Annotated in this window: 12 protein-coding genes; 6 read left to right on the top strand and 6 right to left on the bottom strand. The window is 72.9% G+C overall.

The window, feature by feature from the left end; translation table 11 throughout:
• Nucleotides 1–12: 12 nt before the first annotated feature.
• Together WMF12_RS24180 and WMF12_RS24175 are read right to left on the bottom strand one after the other, a co-directional pair.
• On the bottom strand, nucleotides 13–1,746 hold the full coding sequence (locus tag WMF12_RS24180) for a hypothetical protein (RefSeq protein WP_437849301.1): 1,734 nt from the start codon (nucleotides 1,744–1,746) through the stop codon (nucleotides 13–15).
• A 61-nt stretch (nucleotides 1,747–1,807) separates the two neighbouring features.
• Complete coding sequence (locus tag WMF12_RS24175; protein ID WP_437849299.1) at nucleotides 1,808–5,800, bottom strand: protein kinase domain-containing protein; 3,993 nt, start codon at nucleotides 5,798–5,800, stop codon at nucleotides 1,808–1,810.
• A gap of 28 nt (nucleotides 5,801–5,828) precedes the next feature.
• Between WMF12_RS24175 and WMF12_RS24170 the strand changes: the two genes are divergently transcribed.
• The 3 genes from WMF12_RS24170 (at nucleotide 5,829) to WMF12_RS24160 (ending at nucleotide 10,809) form a co-directional block, all read left to right on the top strand.
• Nucleotides 5,829–7,307 (top strand): serine/threonine-protein kinase, encoded by a 1,479-nt coding sequence (locus WMF12_RS24170; RefSeq protein ID WP_437849297.1) that lies wholly within the window; start codon nucleotides 5,829–5,831, stop codon nucleotides 7,305–7,307.
• Nucleotides 7,308–7,668: 361 nt separating this feature from the next.
• Nucleotides 7,669–8,355 (top strand): hypothetical protein, encoded by a 687-nt coding sequence (locus WMF12_RS24165; protein ID WP_437849295.1) that lies wholly within the window; start codon nucleotides 7,669–7,671, stop codon nucleotides 8,353–8,355.
• Between the two features lie 732 nt (nucleotides 8,356–9,087).
• Entirely contained in the window at nucleotides 9,088–10,809 is a 1,722-nt protein-coding gene (locus tag WMF12_RS24160) for an alpha/beta hydrolase family protein (protein ID WP_437849293.1), read from the top strand.
• A 12-nt stretch (nucleotides 10,810–10,821) separates the two neighbouring features.
• Here the strand turns inward: WMF12_RS24160 and WMF12_RS24155 are convergent, their stop codons facing one another.
• Complete coding sequence (locus WMF12_RS24155) at nucleotides 10,822–11,565, bottom strand: SGNH/GDSL hydrolase family protein (RefSeq protein WP_437849292.1); 744 nt, start codon at nucleotides 11,563–11,565, stop codon at nucleotides 10,822–10,824.
• A gap of 572 nt (nucleotides 11,566–12,137) precedes the next feature.
• On the opposite strand from WMF12_RS24155, the gene WMF12_RS24150 reads away from it, so the two are divergent.
• The gene (locus tag WMF12_RS24150) at nucleotides 12,138–12,803 is read left to right on the top strand and encodes a hypothetical protein (RefSeq protein WP_437849290.1); all 666 of its coding nucleotides are present in this window, start codon (nucleotides 12,138–12,140) and stop codon (nucleotides 12,801–12,803) included.
• Between the two features lie 104 nt (nucleotides 12,804–12,907).
• On the opposite strand, the gene WMF12_RS24145 is transcribed toward WMF12_RS24150, so the two are convergent.
• A complete protein-coding gene (locus WMF12_RS24145; RefSeq protein WP_437849288.1) occupies nucleotides 12,908–14,377 on the bottom strand; it encodes an RCC1 domain-containing protein in 1,470 nt (489 codons plus the stop codon).
• A 113-nt stretch (nucleotides 14,378–14,490) separates the two neighbouring features.
• Here WMF12_RS24145 and WMF12_RS24140 point away from each other — a divergent pair, with 113 nt between their 5' ends.
• On the top strand, nucleotides 14,491–15,669 hold the full coding sequence (locus tag WMF12_RS24140; protein ID WP_437873827.1) for a hypothetical protein: 1,179 nt from the start codon (nucleotides 14,491–14,493) through the stop codon (nucleotides 15,667–15,669).
• Nucleotides 15,670–15,750: 81 nt separating this feature from the next.
• On the opposite strand, the gene WMF12_RS24135 is transcribed toward WMF12_RS24140, so the two are convergent.
• Nucleotides 15,751–17,100: a hypothetical protein gene (locus tag WMF12_RS24135; RefSeq protein WP_437873826.1), complete on the bottom strand. Its 1,350-nt coding sequence runs from the start codon at nucleotides 17,098–17,100 to the stop codon at nucleotides 15,751–15,753.
• A 75-nt stretch (nucleotides 17,101–17,175) separates the two neighbouring features.
• Nucleotides 17,176–17,622 carry a hypothetical protein gene (locus WMF12_RS24130; protein ID WP_437873825.1) on the bottom strand — a complete coding sequence of 149 codons (447 nt, stop codon included), beginning with the start codon at nucleotides 17,620–17,622 and terminating at the stop codon, nucleotides 17,176–17,178.
• A 108-nt stretch (nucleotides 17,623–17,730) separates the two neighbouring features.
• Here WMF12_RS24130 and WMF12_RS24125 point away from each other — a divergent pair, with 108 nt between their 5' ends.
• The gene (locus WMF12_RS24125) at nucleotides 17,731–17,877 is read left to right on the top strand and encodes a hypothetical protein (RefSeq protein ID WP_437873824.1); all 147 of its coding nucleotides are present in this window, start codon (nucleotides 17,731–17,733) and stop codon (nucleotides 17,875–17,877) included.
• The last annotated feature ends 85 nt before the right edge of the window (nucleotides 17,878–17,962 follow it).

Here is a 17,962-nt window from a genome sequence, read left to right as displayed (position 1 = left end):
GGCGGCCGCCGCTCAGGGACAGAGCGGCGGGTTGACGGACAGCGCGCCGCCGGGCAACACCGGCGCGAACGGGGAGAACGGGAAGTCCCGGACGACATCCGACGGGTGGTTGAGAAACACCGTGATCGGATGGCGCCAGGTGCCCCCGCCGCCCGCGCACTGCTGGAAGTCCCTGTCGCCCTCCACGAGCTCCCCGTCGTCGACGGAGCACTGGTCGAGCTGCGGACAGTCCGCCACGAGGTGCGATTCACCGCAGGCGCCGACCGGGGTCGCGACGCAGTCCACCTCGCCCTCGGCGCCGGCGCAGAGGCGTTCCCCCACGTACGCGGCGTGATCGCTCCAGTATTCACCCGTGCAGGCGAAGGCGTTCCGATAGATGGCCTGCCCGGACTCCTCCTCTCTGGGGGCCGGAGCACGCTCGAATTCGCCGTTCTCTGTCACTTCGTTCATTCCCGCCTGGAGCCGGGGGTGGAGGGGCTGATTGCCCCACAGGTTCCCGTAGAACGCGCCCTCGCGCCAGGCGAAGACGTCGGCCTCCGCCGCTGGATACACCGCGTCGCGGAACGTCGCCTCGGCGATGGAGACGGCGCCGGGCGGCGGCGGGGGGCTCGGCCGCGGGCGGCTCGCGACGCTGAAGCGGCGGTGCTTCTGGAGCATCGCGGCGACTCCGGCCGGCGCGGAGAGGCCGGCGCGGCCGCTCGCCCGCGGGCCGCTCATGAGGCTGAAGTAGGCGCTTTGAGGGCAGACGAAGCGGAGCGCAGGCTCGGTGCGCCCGCCGCAGCGCACCTCGCGCGGATCGATGAGATCGGGTGAGCCGGCGTCGCAGCCGCGGATACCGCTGCAGACGCGAAGCACCGTGTCGCTGACGGGCAGCCCGGCGGCGCTCGCCGGGTCGTCGGCGCAGTCGGTCAGGGGCGCTTCGCCGGTCGCGATGAACACGGTCGAGCCCGGGGTGCAGGAGCCGACGTTCTGGGCCGTCCATCCACAGTTGCGCGACGCGCCCTCGGAATCGATCGCGCACCGCCTGAAGCTCGGAATGGTGTCACCGTCCTCCGTCTTCGTCACCACGCGGACGGAGGGCGCCGGCGTGAGGAGCCCCGGCCGGTGCTCCGGGAACGCCTGGCCTCGCAGCGAGACGGTGATCGAGCGGCCCAGGGCGTTCACGAGCGAGAGCATGCACGCCGAGACGAGCTGCTGGCACTTCGCTCCCACCGGGCCCACGGCCCAGGCAGGGCAGATCCCGATCTCGCCGTCGAATGTGAATTCCTTGCCTGTCGACGTGTCGGTATACGACACGCTCTGGCCCCTCTCGAGGGCGCAGGAGACGAGATAGTCCATCACCTCGCGCGTGGGCTCGTGGCGGAGCTGGCGGCGGAGCGCGGGGTAGGGGCCTGTGTCGGCGTAGCTCTCGGTCGCGAGCGGGACGGACACCATGACGGGATTGGCACGCGGGTTCGCGATCAGCGCGTTGCGGGTGAGCGCCTCGGCGGAGAGGCCGTTGCCCCAGACGCCCTGCACCGCGTCCGCGATGGCCGCCACCAGCTCGTTGGCCGACCCGCCGCTGGCCGACCCGCCGCTGGCCGGCCCGATGGCCGACCCGCTCGATGAGCCGCTCCCCGCGGGCGCCGCGCGCGGCGGCCCGTCGAGCGGCGAGGCGTCGTCGCCGACGCCGACGCCGGCGCAGCCCGCGCCGGCGCTAGCGAGCCCGAGACAGAACACAAGCAGCCCAGGGATCCGGTTGATCATCACGCGGTGAGGTTCCTTTCTCGTGCTGGCGAGCCGGATCGTCGGTTCACGCTTCGCCGCTCTATCCCGGCGAGAGGAGCGCGCGCTCGATCTCGTCGAACCGCTGCTCCCAGAAGCCCGCCGAGATCGCCCTTGCGTCCCGCACGAGCGCCAGCGCCTCGCCGGCGGCGCCCGCCCGGAGGGCCGAGAGGGCCGCGCTGTGAAGCGCCTCGGCGTGCTCGTGAAGGATCGCGGTCTGCCGCGCCTCGTCCACGAGCGCGCGCCATGCCGCAGCGTCGAACCGACCGGCCGCCCGGTCGTCCAGAGCCTGTTGCACCAGGCGTGCCAGCGTCCGGGCGCAAGGGGTGAGGTCGGGTTCGGGGAGGCTCGCGCGGGCTTCGGCCAGGTGGCGGGCCGCCTCGTCGTGCTCGCCCCGGGCGACGTGGATGCGGGCGAGGAGGAGGACGTCGTCCGGCGAAGGGCGCTGGTTGAAATAACGCCGCTGGAGGTCGAGGCTGCGGCGCGCGAGCGGGAGGGCCTCGTCCGGCGCGCCCAGCCAGTACCGCAGCTCCGCCAGGTTCAGCGTGGCCCAGCGCTCGAGCTGGGCGTGGCCGAGCTCGCGGGCGAGGCGGACGGCCTCCCGCTGGTCCGCGACCGCGCGCCCTTCCTCCCGCCGCTTCACCCACATGAAGACGCGGTTGATGTACGCGGTGCACAGGTGGAAGACGTCGCCGGCGCGCAGGCAGGCCTCGACGACGGCCTCGGCGTGGCGCTCGGCCTCGTCGAGCCGGCGGGCCATCGAGAGCGACGCGACGAGCACCAGCCGGGCGATGACGTGCGCCTCGTGGTCGCCGACGGCGAGCGCGCCGCGGGCGGCCCGCTCCAGCTTGGGGATCCCCTCGTCGACGCGCTGGTCGCGGCAGTCCGAGCGGCCGCCCGCGAGCAGGCAGCGCGCGTCGAGGCGGGCGTCGCCGAGGCCGGCGCAGAGCTCGGCGGCGCGCGCCGCGATCGCCGCGGAGGCGGGGAAGTCCTCGAGCCAGTCGAGCGCGGTCGCCTCCTCGAGGAGGAGCTCGGCCGCGCGGGCCCGGTCGCCCGCGGCCTCGGCCAGCGCGCGGGCGGCGCGCAGATCGGCGAGCGACTCCTCGAAGCGCTGCAGGCGGTAGCGCGCGCGGCCTCGGCCCGCGAGCGCGCGGGCGCGGGCCTCGGGGTCGTCGCGCTCGAGGAGGCCGGCGAGGCGCAGGGCCGCGGTGAAGCGCTGCTCGGCCTCGACGACGTCGTGCCGGGCGAGCGCCTCGTCCGCGAGCTCGGCGTGCGCCGCCGCCGCCGCGGCCAGGTCTCCCGCGGCGGCCGCGTGGCGGGCGATCCGGGCGCGCGCCCCCGCGGCGCGCGGCGCGCCAAGGAGGCCCTGGAGGACGGCGGCGTGCAGCGCGCGGCGGCGGGCGGGCGGGATGCGCGCCTCGACGGCCTCGCGCAGGAGCGGGTGCCGGAAGGCGTAGCGCGGCGGCGACGCCGAGCGCGCGACGAGCACGCCGGCCCTGGCGAGGCGCGCGAGGCCGACGCCCGGGTCCAGCGCGCCGGCCGGCGGCGGCGCGTCGGTGGCGCGATCCAGCGCCCGCAGGGCGGCCTCGAGCTCGGCCGGGGAGAGGTCGTCGCCGAGGATCGCCGCGCGCTCGAGCAGGTCCACGAGCGGCGGCGGCAGGGCCGCGAGCGCGCGCTCGGCGAGGCGCTCGCCGAGCGGCGCGGCCGACAGGGAGAGCAGCTCGTGCGGCGCGAGCGTCCAGCCCTCGCCGCCCCGGGCGCGCTGGATCGCGCCGCCGACGCGCAGGGCGCACGCCACCTCGACGAGGTCGCGCGGGACGCCGCGCGCCAGCGCGTGGAGGCGATCGAGCACGGCGCGGGGGACGAACTCGACGGGGCGGAGGCGGTCCCGGAGCAGCGCGCCCGCGGCGTCGGCGTCGAGCGGGCCGAGGTCGAGCGCCACGCGGCGGGCGGCGCGCTCCCCGAGCGCCGGACGGAGCGACGCGATCGACGGCCTCGCGGCGAGCACGATCGCGAGGCGCGCCGCGCTGCCCTCGGCCGTGGCGAGCTCGATCGCGTCGAGCGCGGACGCGTCGGCGAGGTCGGCGTCGTCGAGCAGCAGCGCGAGCGGCGCGGCGGCCGCGAGGGCGGCCGCGAGCGCGCGGGCCTCGGCGTGGCGGCGCGCGCCTGGCGCCCCGAGCAGCGGCGCGGCGGCCGGGTCTCCCGGGGCGAGCCGCCCAAGGGCGAGCCCGACGGCCGGCCAGGCGCGCGCGGCCTCCGCCGCGCCGAGCCGCTGGACGAGCGCCTCCCGGGCGCTCGCGTCGCGCTCGCCGCTGGCCGGCAGATCCAGGGCCGCGCGCAGGAGCGCGACGAGCGTCGCGCCGTGCTCGGCCGCCTCTGGCCGGAGCGCCGCCGCGGCGTGCACGGCCGCGCCGCCGGCGTGGAGCGCCGCCGCGAGCGCCCCGAGGAACCGGCTCTTTCCGTGCCCTTCCGCGCCGAGCGCGGTGACGAGCGCCGGCCCGCCGCCGGCGAGCGCCTCCTGCGCGGCGGCGAGGGCCGTGCAGAGCGCCGCGTCGCGGCCGCGCAGGGCGGTCTCGCCGGGCTCGTCGGGGGGCGCGTGGCGCGGTGAGGGCGGGGTATCGCGCAGGCCGTCCGCGAGCGCGCGCCGCGCTTCGGCCGTGAGGATCGCCGGCGGCACGGCGTCCGCGTCGCCCGGGCCGGCCCCCCAGGTCTCCGCGTCCTCGAGCGCAGCGCCTGCGAGCGTGACGCCGTGCGTGCCCTCGCGCACCCGGAGCGGAGCCAAGTGGACGACGAGGGGTGGCTTCGCTGCGCCGGCCGCGGCGAGGCGCTGGGCCACCCGCTCCGCCGCGCGCACGCCGTCGCCTGGTGCGTCGGCGGCGGGGAAGGCGAGCACCATGCGCTCCCCGCGAAAGCGCGCCAGGATGCCGCCTTCGGCGCGGGCGATGTCGACGAGCGCGTCCGCGCGCTCCCGCGTGCGCAGGGCGAGCAGCGCCACCGCCCGGCGCGGGTCGGTGGTGGGAGCGGGCGCGCCGGAGGAAGCCGCGCGCCCTCGGGACGGGGCGACGCGCGCTTCCAGCGACGCCGCGAGCGCGCGCGCCACGTCGCTGGCGCGGGCCGGGCGGGCCTCGGGTTCCTTCGCGAGGCAGCGGAGGACCGCCTCGTCGGCGCCCTCCGGCAGCTGCGCGAGCGACGACGGCGGGTCGGGGCGGCGCGCCACGTGGGCCTGCCGCACCTCGGCCGCCTCGCCGACGAACGGCGGCCGCCCGGTGAGCAGCTCGAAGATCATCGCGCCGAGCGCGTAGATGTCGGCGCGCGCGTCGACGGCGCGCGCGCCGAGGCACTGCTCCGGCGCCATGTACGCCGCCGTCCCAAGGATCGCCCCGGTCTGCGTCAGGTCGGGGCCGAGCGCCGCGCGCGCATCGTCGCCGGCGCGCGCCTGCGCGGCCAGGCCGAAGTCGATCAGCGCGACCTCCCCGCCCGGCCGCAGCCACACGTTCTCGGGCTTGAGATCGCGGTGCACCAGCCCGGCGTCGTGCGCCGCGTCCAGCGCGACCGAGAGCGCGCGCGCGATCGCCGACGCCTGCTCGATCGGCATCGCGCCGGTGCCCGGCAGGTCCGCGAGGCAGCGCGCGAGCGAGCTGCCCTCGAGCCGCTCCAGCACGAGGAACGGGCCGAGCTCCCCCGTGCGCCCGCGGCCGAGCAGCGCGGGGACCAGCGGCGGCGCGAGGCGGGCGAGCGCCGCGGCCTCCCGCTCGATCCGGCCGTCGTCTTGCCGGCGCGCCACCTTGAGCGCCACGGCGCGGCCGTCGCCCTCGCGCGTCGCCGCGTAGACGCGCGCGAACCCACCTTGCCCGAGCAGCCGCTCGACACGGAACCCTTCGACGAGGAGCCCGGGCACCAGCGGCGGCGGATCCTGCTCGAGCGCCTCGTGCTCGCGCTCGTCGGCGCTCGTCACCGGCGATGAGGCCAGAGGGTGCGCCGGGCACGCGGCGCCGGCCCGCGCTGGGAGGCGGCGATGGCACTCGGAGCAGCGCATGGGGCGCGAGTATACTGGGGTAGGTGCCATGCGGACGCCTGCCGAGCCCAACCAGGACGAGACAGCCGTCATCTCGGGCCGACCGCTGGAGCTCGAGGCGAGCGCCGCCGGCGACGCGCTCCCCGCCGGCGCGGTGGTCGGGGGTTACGTGCTCGACGACGTGCGGCTCGGAGGCGGCTTCGGCGTCGTGCACCGCGCCGTCCCGGTCGGGGGCGGCGCGCCGGTCGCCCTGAAGGTCCTCCGCCGCGGCCTGTCGCTCCTGCCGGCGATCCTCCGGCGCTTCCAGCGGGAGGCGGAGGTGCTCGCGCGGCTCAAGCACCCGGCGATCGTCGAGGTCCGCGGCGTGGGCGCCCTGGACGACGGCCGGCCCTACATCGCGATGGAGTGGGTCGAGGGCCGGAGCCTCGCGGCGGAGCTGAGCGCGCGGGGCGCCTTCTCGCCGCCCGAGGCGGTCGCCCTGCTCGAGGAGGTCGGCGGCGCGCTCGCCGCCGCGCACGCGATCGGCGTCGTGCACCGCGATGTGAAGGCCCAGAACGTCATGGTCTGCCCTGGCGGGGGCGGGCTCGGCGCGCCGGGCGTGAAGCTGGTCGACTTCGGCATCGCCAAGCTCCTCCGCCCGCGCGACGTCGATCGCGCGCGCGGCGCCAAGAGCAGCAGCCTGATCCTCGGCACGCCGCTCACGATGGCCCCGGAGCAGATCCTCGGCGGCGCGGTGGACGCGCGCACGGACATCTACGCGGTGGGCCTGCTCGCCTACCAGCTCGTGACGGGCGAGCTGCCGTTCCAGGGCGCCGATGCGGTCGAGACCGAGGAGATGCACCTGCGCGCGCCGCCGCCCTGCCCGAGCCACCGCGCGCCCGTGTCGGCGGCGTTCGGCGCGGTGGTGCGCCGCTGCCTCGCCAAGGAGCCGGCGGACCGGTACGCGGGCGTGCCCGAGCTGCTCGCCGCCCTGCGCCGGGCGGTCGGCGCGCCGGGCCGCCAGACCGTGGCGCCCGCGGCGCGGTCGCCGGTCGACGCTCGCCTCGCGGGCGCCTGCGCGCAGGGGCACTGCGCGCCGCGGGGGCCGTGCGCCGCGCTGCTCGTCGAGGCCCGGCTCTCGGCGCCGGACGAGGCCGGCGACGAGGCGCTCGCCGACGTGGAGCGCCTGGTCCAGGCGGCGCGCGCGGCGCTCGTCGGGCTCGGGGCGACGCTCGTTGTCGAGAGCGCCGACGCGCTGCTGGCGGCGCTGCCCGCGCCGTACGATCGCGCGCCGGAGCGGGCGCTCGGCTGGGCCCTCGAGCTCTGGGCGGAGCTCGGCGCGCGGGCCGGCGCGAGCCCCGAGGTCCTCCCGCGCCTCGCGCTGCACGCGGCCGAGCCCGAGGCGCTGCGCGGCTGGGCGCCCGCCGCGACAGGGGCGGGCGTGTTCGTGACCGACGCGTTCGCCGAGGGGCTCCCCGGGGAGGCCGGGGAGGGGGACCGCGCGCCGCTCCGGGGCGAGGGCGGCGCGCTGCGCCGGGTGGTGTCGTGAGCGCCGCGGCCTGACGCGGGCGGCGCGCTGACACGGCCGCTGCCACAGGGTGTCACAGGGGCGGTGTGACAGGGGACAGCCGGCATGTGGCAGGCGGGGCGCCTGCACGGCGCGGAGCTGTCCTGCCGTGAGCGTGGCGACGGCCGCGAGGGGCGCGTCGGCTGCGCGTCGCTCCCAGGTGATCGGTGAGCATGGCCCTCGGCGGGCATCGCGAGGCCGCCGGCGCCCCGCGCTGGCAAGGCGCTTGCGATGGGGCTCCGGGGCGAGGCGCCGCCGCGGCCGCGCCGCTCTAGGCCGCTGCGCGGCTGGCCGCCTCCGCTTCGACCACAAGAGAGCTCAAGAGAGCTCAGGAGAACTCGTCATGCGCATCGTTCGCTCTGCGTTCCCTCTCGTCGCCCTGTTCGCCACCGGCTGCGCCGTCGAGGCGGCCGACCCTGAGCTCATGGAGGACGCCCCGTCCCTCTCGGAGACCTGGACCGTCAGCAACGCCGCTGTCAGCGAGCGCTGGGACTCGGGCCTGAACGCCAACCTCTCGGCCTGGCAGTACATTCACTGCCACATCGATGATGGCGCTGGGTTCATGTTGACCGACCTCAGCGCGTTCCAGGAGCCCCTCATCGAGCCTGACGAGTTCATCGCCAGGATGTCCGGCGTGTGCCGGGAGTTCGACCTCCTGCTGCCCAATCTCCCGCGGACCGGCGCGATCGACGCGGAGACCATCTTCTCGTGGCCGGGCGGCTTCCGCGCCGGCGCGCTCAGCACCGCCATCCCGGTCGCCAACTACCCCACGGGTCTGCAGCTCAAGGTGGACCTCGCCAACACCTATGTGAAGGACGTGCGCATCAACTACGCTCCCAGGAACGCGGCCAATACGGCCCTCGACCTCGCCTCGTCTTCCCGCACGAGCTATGCGATCGGGTACTCCGGGAACAACGTGACCCTGAGCTGCCCGGCCCAGCAGGTGCTGACGGGGCTGGATCTCCGCTACGACACGGTCGAGGGGAAGATCCGGGTCCTGGAGATCCACTGCAGAGCGCTGCAGCCCTGAGGGGGCCAGCGCTGCCGCGGCGAGCCGCCCCGGCGCCAAAGCTTGCCGAGCGGACGGGCAGCGCGCTTTCGTTCTGAAAAAGGGAAAAGAGAGCTTGCTGCACATGGCAGCTGCGCGCCTTTCCGCCCGCGGCGCTCCACGAGACGGAGGGAGCACACGCTGACGACGGCGTGGGGCGACCATCGCAGCCTTCATCATCAAGGTATTCCACGAGGGCCCCGGGGTTCCGTCGAAGGCGGCGCAGCCGGCGACATTCACGATCGACACCTTGATCGACGTGTCAGAGTAATCCACGATACCGCGCTTGCGGTCGACCGTATTCACGAGGATTGCCGAGCCGCGCGCCATCGAGGTGCTCGAGGTGCGTCTGGGTCTTGACCAGAGCGGGTAACTACGCGCGCGCCGATGGCCGGCGGGCCGCGAGGGCTTCAAGCCCGAAGATGTGGAGCTCGCCCGCGACGAACAGGTCGATCCGCAGGCGGAGCCAGACGCCCTTGACGTAGACCGTCCTGTTGCCGGTCTCGAGATGTCAAAGGGCTTTGGGATCACGCGGTCGATGCCCAGCTTGTACAGCTGTCCCCTCTCGAAATCGCGTTCTTTTGCGCTGGTCATCTCTGTGTCGCTGGGAGGCGACCGACGGCGCTCTGGCTTGACGCGCTCGACGTCGGGCACAAGAGCGGATCCATGTTGGGTATTCGAACGCGACAATGGCTGGGTCGAACGTGGCAATGGGTGGGTCGAACGTGGCAATGGGTGGGCGTCGGCCTCCTCGCGGTGCTCATCGTCCTCGGCACACATCTCCTCAAGCGGCGCGCAGGAGCTGGAGCCCGCTCCGTCGCCACGGTGACGTATGCCTGGATGCAGCGGCGGGGGTCTGATGGGCCGAACGTCAACGTCGATCTCTACGCGCCGCCGCGCGCGAGCAAGCGCGGCCCGCTGGTCGTCCTCTTGCAAGGGAACGAGCCCTCGCAGCCCGACGAGCGACTCGCCTTCGCTGCGAATGTCGGCGACTCCCTGCAGCGAAACGGGGTCGCCGCCGCCGCCGTCTCGTTCAACATCCACACCGGCTACACGCTGCGCGCGTGCGCGGCGGACGTCGCCCGGGTCATGCAAGAGGTCACCAGCGCGCGCAACCCGACGCGCGTGGTCCTCGCCGGTCGCGGCGTCGGCGCGTGGATGGCGTCCCTCCTTGCGCTCGATCGGCGGCTCCTGGAGGGGGCCGGCATGGATCCCAAGCGCGTCGATGGCGTCATCTTGTTGCGCGGCACCTACGACCTCGGCGAGGCGGCGCTCGAGGGGCACCCCGACGCGGCGTTCTTCGCGGACTCGGTCGAAGATCGCAGGGAGTCCTCGCCCATCACGTACGCGCGGTCCGATGCGCCACCGTTCTTGATGCTGTTCGGCGCGGAGGACGACGTCGGCTGGGCGCGTCTCGCTCGCCCCTTCGCGCGCGCACTCCAGAATGCGGGCGCGCGCGACATCGACTACTTCGTCGTCCCCAGGCGCGACGCGCACAGCATCATGCACTGGGGCGGAAGGGGAGACATGGTCGGCGATCTGGTGTTCCCCTTCGTCGCCTCGGGCCCGAAGGACCTCCCCATCGACAACCCCTTCGGCGTGCTCCGCCGCTGGGGTGCACAGCCGCCGCTCGACCTGTCGGAGGTCCGCAAGGATCCCCGGGCCATCACCACCTACCCGGTCGACGTCGCGCTGCAGGAGACGATAAGCGCCCTTTTCGGCAAGGGGGGGCTCGAGCGCTACCCCTTGCCCGGCAAGACCTATCAGGCCATCGATCTGCTCGCCTACCTGGCCGAGCGGCCGAAGTCCGAGGTGGGCGAAGGGGACTGGCTTGTGGTCTCGAACCTTCGGGGCGAGCAACAGTACTTCCCGCGCGAGGTGCTGAAGAAGGCGCAGGCGGTCATCGTGGTCGGACTCGACGACGAGGACAATCTCTACCGCTTCGTCGATTTCTACCGGCTGAAGCGCGCCTACTCGTGGATCGAGGGCGAGGAGCCAATGCCAATGATGATCCGGCCGCTCGGCGCGTTCCTGCACTTCCGGACGCCGCTGCCCGCGGGCCTGGGGAACAAGACCTACGCCGCATTTGGGCTCGGTGGGGCGAGCTTTCACTGGGTAGAGAGCGATCCGCTCGCGCCGTTCCGCTCGCTCTCCGGCGGGCTGCGCGAGGCGCTGATCGGCGAACAAGGGTGCGTCAAGTGCCACAGCTTCCGTGGCGTCAATGCACGGGCGCACCACGCGCTGGCGCTCGACGGCACGCCGTACGGGGCGTACGCGCTGCCGCTCGAGGAGTATCCGAGCGAGGTGCTGCGGCGCTTCTTGTTCGAGCAGGACGCGGTGGCAGCGAGCTTCGGGGTCATGCCGCTCCGGGTGGACGAGACCGTCGCGGGGCAGCTCCTCGACCTGGTGAACCACGAGAAGAACGAGGAGAAGTAGCGGCCCGAAACCTCAGGGTTCTACTTGTTCGTGGAGCGCCGCCGCCCACTCGGCGTGCGCGCGCGCCGAGGGGTGCAGGCCGTCGCTGGCGAGCATCTTCGCCTCCGCCTGCTTGTGCATGAGCGGATAGAGGTCCACGTAGCGCGCGCCGACGGCTCCTGCCTCGTCGCGCAGAATGGTGTTGAAGGCGACGATGTCCGCGCCGATCTGCCGCGGATCTCCGAACGAAGCGGCGGCCGGAGAGAGCGACCATTCGGGCTGCGGGAGCGCCACGATCCGATCCGGCGCGACGCCGGCGTCGATGATCGCTCGGAGGAGCACCCGCACGCGCGAACGGTAGACGTCCGCGCTCCAGCGACGCACGTAGTCGTTGGCGCCCACCGCGAGCGTCACCAACGTGGGGCGAAATGGCGCCACCTCCGGGATCTCCCGCTCTTGCACGTCTTCGGTGGTGTAGCCGTTGACCGCCACGTTCTTGAGGGTCACCTGGCGGCCCTGCGCGCGCCAAAGGTCAGCGAGGCGCGAGGGGAACGCGTCGGACGGCGGGTTCCCGGTCCCTGCCGTGAAGGAGTCGCCGAGCGCCAGATAGCGGATCTCCTCGAGCCCGCGCGTGGGCACGACATCCTCGCTGGCGCCGGTGGTCGCGCTCCGTGGAGAGCTGCCGCGCAGAGGCAAGGCGAGCAGGAGAATCCCGCCGAGCAGGAGCAAAACGGGCAGGAGAAGCGGGCGGATCCAGCGCATCAAGAAGGTTAGCATCACTTCATCGCCGATCTAGATATCCATCGAATCGCTCCTCGCGGGCTGACCACGGGCCCAGCCAAGGGGCATGATGACGTGGACGATTCGTCGATTCACGGCGCGCCATCCGTCCGAACCTGGCTGCGGCGCCTCCTGCGAGCTTCGAGATCGCCCGTTTGTCGAGGACATCGATAGCCTTGGAGAGGTTCGGGACATCAGTCCAGCAATGGTCGCCGGACGCCTGAAGGACGGCCACCTCTACAGAACAAAAAGGCCAGGTTCGACTTGCCCTTGAGCGGGTCCTCGAGGCATCGATTCACAGAAGAACCTGGGGCGGCGAAGTGGACGATCGATACACTCAGCCTCAGACCGTTCGACTGGACGGCGGCGCCGTTCGCCGAGCTTCAGGCGCTCCCGAGGGACGCGTCCTGGAGATCCACCGGAGAGCGCTGCAGCCCTGAGCGGACCCGGGCCGCGCGGGAGTATCTTTCCATGGCGGGATCGTGCATCATCAAACGAGGGTGCCTCGGAGATGCGCCGCGATCCCGCGGCGACATTGGAAGGAGGACATGGCTGGATGACATGAGCACATGACGACCCCCCTCCGCCCCGAGGAAGCGCTCGAGAGCCTGCGCCGCGCGGGCCTCGCGACCCAGATCGACGCCGCGGCCTTCGCGGCGGCGTGCGACCAGGAGCGAGGCGGCGCGCCGCTCGACGCCGAGATCGCGCTCTCGGCGCTGGCCTCGCTCTACGGCGTGCGCGGTCCCTCGGAGGCGAGCGCCGTGGACCGCGCGTTCGTGGTAGACGAGCACGCCGCGGCCGACCCGGCGGTCCTCGGGGCCGTGTGGCTCGCGCTCGAGCGATGGCTCGAGCACCCGATCCCCGTCTCGGTGGCGACGGACCTCGACGAGCTCGTCTCGTATGCGGGCGACGTGTGCTTTCTTCGCCGGCACGCCGACGCCGCGGGCGAGGCGCCGTATCTCTTCTCCATCGATCGGTGGCGCACGGGCGATGACACGCCCTACTCTCTTTACGTGCTGCGGAGCGACGGCGCGCCCCTGTATGCGCTCGGCGTGCCGGTCCAATTCCACGTGCACCCGGACACGGAGGCCGCGGCTGCCGGCGTCTTCCGCACGGACGGCCTCACGCCGAGCTACCGCGAGCACGCGCCGGCGTGCGCCGCGTGCCGCGATGCGCTCCGGCGCGCCGCGGATCGAGGTGTCCTGCCCGACGTGTTCCGGCCGCTCCTTGGGTAGGGTACGGACCGGTGGCCTGGTAACGGTTCAGACCGGCAGCCTGGGTAGCACCTGGATGGACCGGGAGCTTGGGTGACACATGTCGGAAGCCGTTGGCTCGTCCGTCAGGGCGCCTTCACCTCGACGGGGATCGCGGAGCTCGCCCCGGCGCCGTCGCCGAGCTGACCCAGGGTGCCTCTGCCCCAGCACAGGACCTGGCCAGGGCCCGTGGGGCCGCACGCCCCCTCGACGATCGCGCACGTGTGGAAGAAGCCGGCGCTCACCGCGACGACCTTGGCGAGCGCGGTGCCGTCGCCGAGCACGACGGGTTCCATTCGCGTGTTATCGGCCCTCGTCGGCGTGCTGCGACCGAGCTGCCCTTGCTCGTTGCTGCCACGGCAGCGGAGCTGCCTCTGGTCGTCGATCGCGCAGACGAAGACGTAGCCGGTGGACATCGGACCCCAGACACCCGGGATCGCGGCCGCCGTCCCGGCCGGGGGAGCCTCGGCGCCGTGCTGACCTGAGCTGTTGTTCGTCCCCCAGCAGAAGAGGCCTCCCACGTCGTCGCGCGCACAGCCGAAGTTCGTGCCGTAGGAGATCTCGGAGAAGGGCAGCGTCGCTCCCGCCGCGATGAGCGGCGTGTGCGCGCTGTAGTTCGCGCCGCCCTCGGAGCTGGCGGCGGTGTTCGTGAGGATATATCCGCCGCCCATCGCGCCCCAGCAACGCAGCCCGTCTTCCGCGGCCCCGGTCGAGAAGCAGCTGCCTATCGAGCCGATGCCGCGCGCGAGGATGGCCCTCGGACCGGCCGTCGCGGTGAAGTTGAACGCTTTCACCGGGACGAGGCTCTCCTCGCCGGTCGCGTCCGGCCCGAGGCTCGAGAACAGGTTGGACCCCCAGCAGTAAATGCTGCTGGTCGAGGTGAGCGCGCACGCCGAGTACCACTCCGGCGCGATCTTGCGCACGAGCAACGGGGCCGTACCGTCATTGACGATCGCCGGGGCGTCGTGGGCCATCGCGTCCTTGGAGCCGTTCGCGAGGATGCCGGTCTCGTTGTTTCCCCAGGCCCAGAGTCGGAGCTGGCTATCGACGGCGAAGGTCGCCTGCTCGGTCAGCGCGATCTGCGTGATCGTCGCCGCGCCGAGCGACGCGGGAAAATGCACTCTCACCGGCGTGCTCGAGGAGACCGCCATCGCCTGCGGGACACCCAGCTGGCCGAACGAGTTGTCCCCCCAGCAGGTGAGAGAGCCGTCATGCCGGATCGCGCACGTATGGCTGCCGCCCGCAGCCACCATGATGGCGTCGGCGAGCGTGGGGCTGTCTGGCGGGATCTGGCATCCAGGATCACCCCCGCCGCCCCCGCTCCCCCCGCCGCCCTCGCCCCCACCGCCGGACGCGTCCCCGCCGCCCTCGCCCCCACCGGACGCGCCGGCGCCGCCGCCGCCCTGCGCATCGATCGGACCGCCGCCGGTTCCGCCACCCGCGCCGCTGTCCGAGAAACGCCGCTCGGGAGCGGTGCATCCCGCCCCCGCAGCGAGGGTGGCGGCGACGACGAGACAGGAGCAGAAGTTCGGTCGCGTCTGGGTGTTTCTCTTCATCTCAAGCATCCGGCTACACTCCCATCGTCCTTCAAACAGCCTTACCGCACGGAGGGCAAGAGGGGAAGGGCCACGCTGGCGACCCGCGGCGGGCGCGGATATACACCGGGCTGATGCCCCCCGCGCCTTCGCCGGTCGATGCCGTCCACAGCCTGATCTCCGCGTTCGGCGCGAGCTTCGCGCCCGGCGACGCGGCGCCTCCGTACGAGGTGAGCCTCGACGGGCCGAGGATCCGTCTGACCACGAGCCGCGGTGTGCTCGAGGAGCACGCGTCCGAGTGGAAGCGCCTGTGCGGCCGGCTCTGGGTGCAGGCCCTGCCGGACGAGCGCGCGCGAGCGCTCGAGGTCCTGCTGCCCGCGCTCTCCGACTTCGATGGCGCCGTGTGGGCCCCGATGCAGCGCCTGCTCGAGGCGGACGCCGTGGCGTCGGCGCTGCGCACGCTCGAGGCGTCCCTGCCGGATGCGCTCGAGGCCCTCGCATGTCGATGCTCCGCCTCCTTCGCCGAGTCGATCCACGGCGAGCACCCGTTCGTCCGCGGCGCGATCCCGGCCGCGCAGCACGAGGCCTTCGCGAGGAAGAGCGCGCTCTCGACCGTGGAGCTCGTGAAGATACCTCTCGAATTCCTGGGCAGCGCCAGGCCCATCGAGCGCCTGGAGGCGCTCTACTGGCTGCGCGATGCCCTGCGCGAGAACCCGACGAGGGTGCTCGGCATTCATCGCCTGCTCGTGCAGCACGTGCTGCCCGTGTGTCGCCAGGGCGTGGGGCTCTGGCGCGAGGGCGCCATGGGCGTGATCGAGCGCTGGGTCACGCGCCTGGTCTCGCGCGCTGCCTACCCGGAGGCGCTGCCGATGCTCGACATCCTGCTGGCGTACGGCGTGGCGATCCCAGGCCTCTTGCCGCTGCGCTACGAGGCCCTGCTCGCCTCGAACGAGCCGGCCGAGGCCGAGCGCACGCTGCTGCGCCTGCGCGCCATCGCCGACGCCTCGGGGCACCTGCGCTCGCCCTGGGTGCGGGCGGACAGCCACGTGGACGACCTCTGCGCCATCGCCTCGTGGACGGTCGCCAAGGTGTTCCGCCAGGTCGCCGACGGCGCGCACCCCTTCGCGGAGCGGCGCCTGAAGAACGAGCCCGGTCCGCCGGCCGTCACCGCGTCGGAGGCGGCGGAGATCAGCCGTGGCCTCGCCGCACACGCCCTGGAGCTCTTCCAGCGCCGCGCCGCCCAGCCGCCCACGGTCGCGTATCCCCCGCGCTACGACGTCTACATCGCGTGGGCCAGGCAGCTCGCCGACTAGCCGCAAGCGCCCACCGGTCTCAGCGCTTGCTTGCCACGGCCGGGATTCCCGGGCGAAGCCGGAGTGGTCCCCGAAGGGTCCTCACGCGCCGAAGAAGCGCAAATAATAGGCGCGGTTCTCTTCTTCGGAGAGCGCCTGGACGCCGAAGTGCTCGAGATCGTCCTCCGGAAGGCGCAGCGATCGTAGCGCCCGACCGACGCGCTCACGGACACGAAGCTCGCGGCCGTCGTCGATGGTGCCACCCGCGTTCGGCGCGTCCCCGGTGCGGATTCGAACGACGCCGCCCGGGAGAGAAGCCATCTCCACGGACGGCGCGAGCGAGGCGAGCTCTTGGTTCATCCGTCTCGCGAAATCACGCCCGAGCAGCGTGATCCACCCGACGTGGAGCAGATACGGTTGATTGCCCCAGATCGAGTACACGAACGGCTCTCCCACGGTGATCCCCGGGAAATCGCGGATCCACGAAGCATAACTCGGGAGCCCTCGTTCACGCAGGGGCCCCCATTGATCCTCGAGCCATCGCTGCGCGTCTCCGTCGGGCCCGAGGTACTGTGAAACGCCGCACCAACCGGACGTGAGCTCGATGCCTCCGCAGAGCTCGTCCACGAGGGTCGCCAGCTCGGAAGGGCGCGACGCCCACGCGATCGGAAGGCACCCGCGCGCCGCGGCTCCTTCGGGCATGAGCTCCCCGACGAGCGCCGGGGGCTCTGGAAAGCGCACATTTTTCCCGGCGGCGAGCGAATGCACGCCTCCGACCCGCCGATTTTTCGCGTCGAAATGGGAGGACCACGACGCTTGGGCCTGCGCGACGCTCGATGCCCGATAAGCCTTGTGGTCTCCCCCCTTCGAGAGGAGGCCCGTGTCAGGGAATCGCGCGAGCCAGCGCGCACCGAACTCGCGGACCGCGGAGCGCACGGCCGCGTTTTCCCCGGCTGCCACCACCACGATCTCGATGCAAGGAAGCACGAGCACCTCCTGCGTGTCGGGATGGCGGAGGGCCAGCGGCTCGAAGGCGCCGAGCGCCGACGCCTCGGTTGCTCGCGTGGCACGCTCTTCCGCGGCGACGCCTCGCGGCGGCCGCTCGGCGCGCACGGGCGCGAGCTCCTGATGCAGTCGAAGCTCGACGAGCGCTTCACGCCATTGGCTCTGGAGTCGCGTCCGAAGCCACGTACTCGCCTTGGGCGGAAGAACGAGGCTCTCCACGGTGCACTCCACGTCGTGACCGCTGGACCAGAGAAACGACGCGCCGCCCGACGAGCCACCGTGCCGCGACAGCTCGTCGAGCAGGCGGAGCACGCTCGACTCGACCTCGGGTCGAGAGATCCCGTCGGCACCTGCCGCAAAACGAAGGTTCAGGAACGCGGGTTCGGTGGGCTCGACGCTCTTCGGCCAATCGATCGTGGCGGAGGAGCGGGCGGGGCGGTTCGCCATGGCGCCCGCCCCGTAGATCATGCCTCGATGTGGCGCAAGGGCCGCCGTTCGGACATCGGACGGCTCGCCTCGGCTTCAGGATCGATTGTCCTTCGTCTTCGTCGCCTTCGTCGCTGCCTTGCCCTTCGGCGTCGTCTTCGTCGTCTTTGTCGCTGCCTTCGCCTTCGTCTTCGTCGCTGCCTTCGCCTTCGCAGGCGGGGGCTGTTGGCCAGCCTCGAGCCGCCGCGCGCGCGACATGCTCTCTTGCTCGACCTCCTCGATGACGTGACTCGGCATCTTCACGTCGCCCTCGCGCACGGTCATCCGGCCCTTCGCAACCTCGACCCGCACCCCCGAGTCTCGATCGAACACATGATGCAAGAGCACCTCGCCCTTGGCCTCGAGCTCCGCGGCGACGCCGAGCACCGCCGTGACCGTGTCCGCGTCGTCGCGATGGATGAAGCCGCGGAACGTCACGACGGAGCCGTCAGCGACGGCATCGAAGAAGTACGCCGCGCGCTCGAACGAACAAGGCGGGACCAAAAGCGGACATGCTCGAACGGTAGGCGAGCCGTCTGACGCTCGCCAAGCATAGCGCTCCGACCGGGCGCCGCCTACCACGCGCCTACCACGCGCCTACCACGCGATGGGGTGGGGCACGACGCGTCGATCTTGTCGGACGAGCACGCGGTGCCCCGTGGATTCATAGGCAATTTCGTCGGGATGGTGTGCCAAAACCTGGCCGGCACGCGCCTGCACGCAGACGTCGATTGGTTCGAATATCGCGAGATCAGGTAACCTCCGAGCAGGGAGGCAGAGCCAGCATCGCGCTGCGCCAGGGCCGCTATCCCGGCTACTCCCGAACCGCTGCGTGCGCCTCGTC

This window comes from Sorangium sp. So ce363 (assembly GCF_051520435.1).
Lineage (GTDB): Bacteria > Myxococcota_A > Polyangia > Polyangiales > Polyangiaceae > Sorangium > Sorangium cellulosum_B.
The sequence above is the reverse complement of the archived record's forward strand: the minus strand, read 5'-3'. Positions and strand labels throughout refer to the sequence as shown.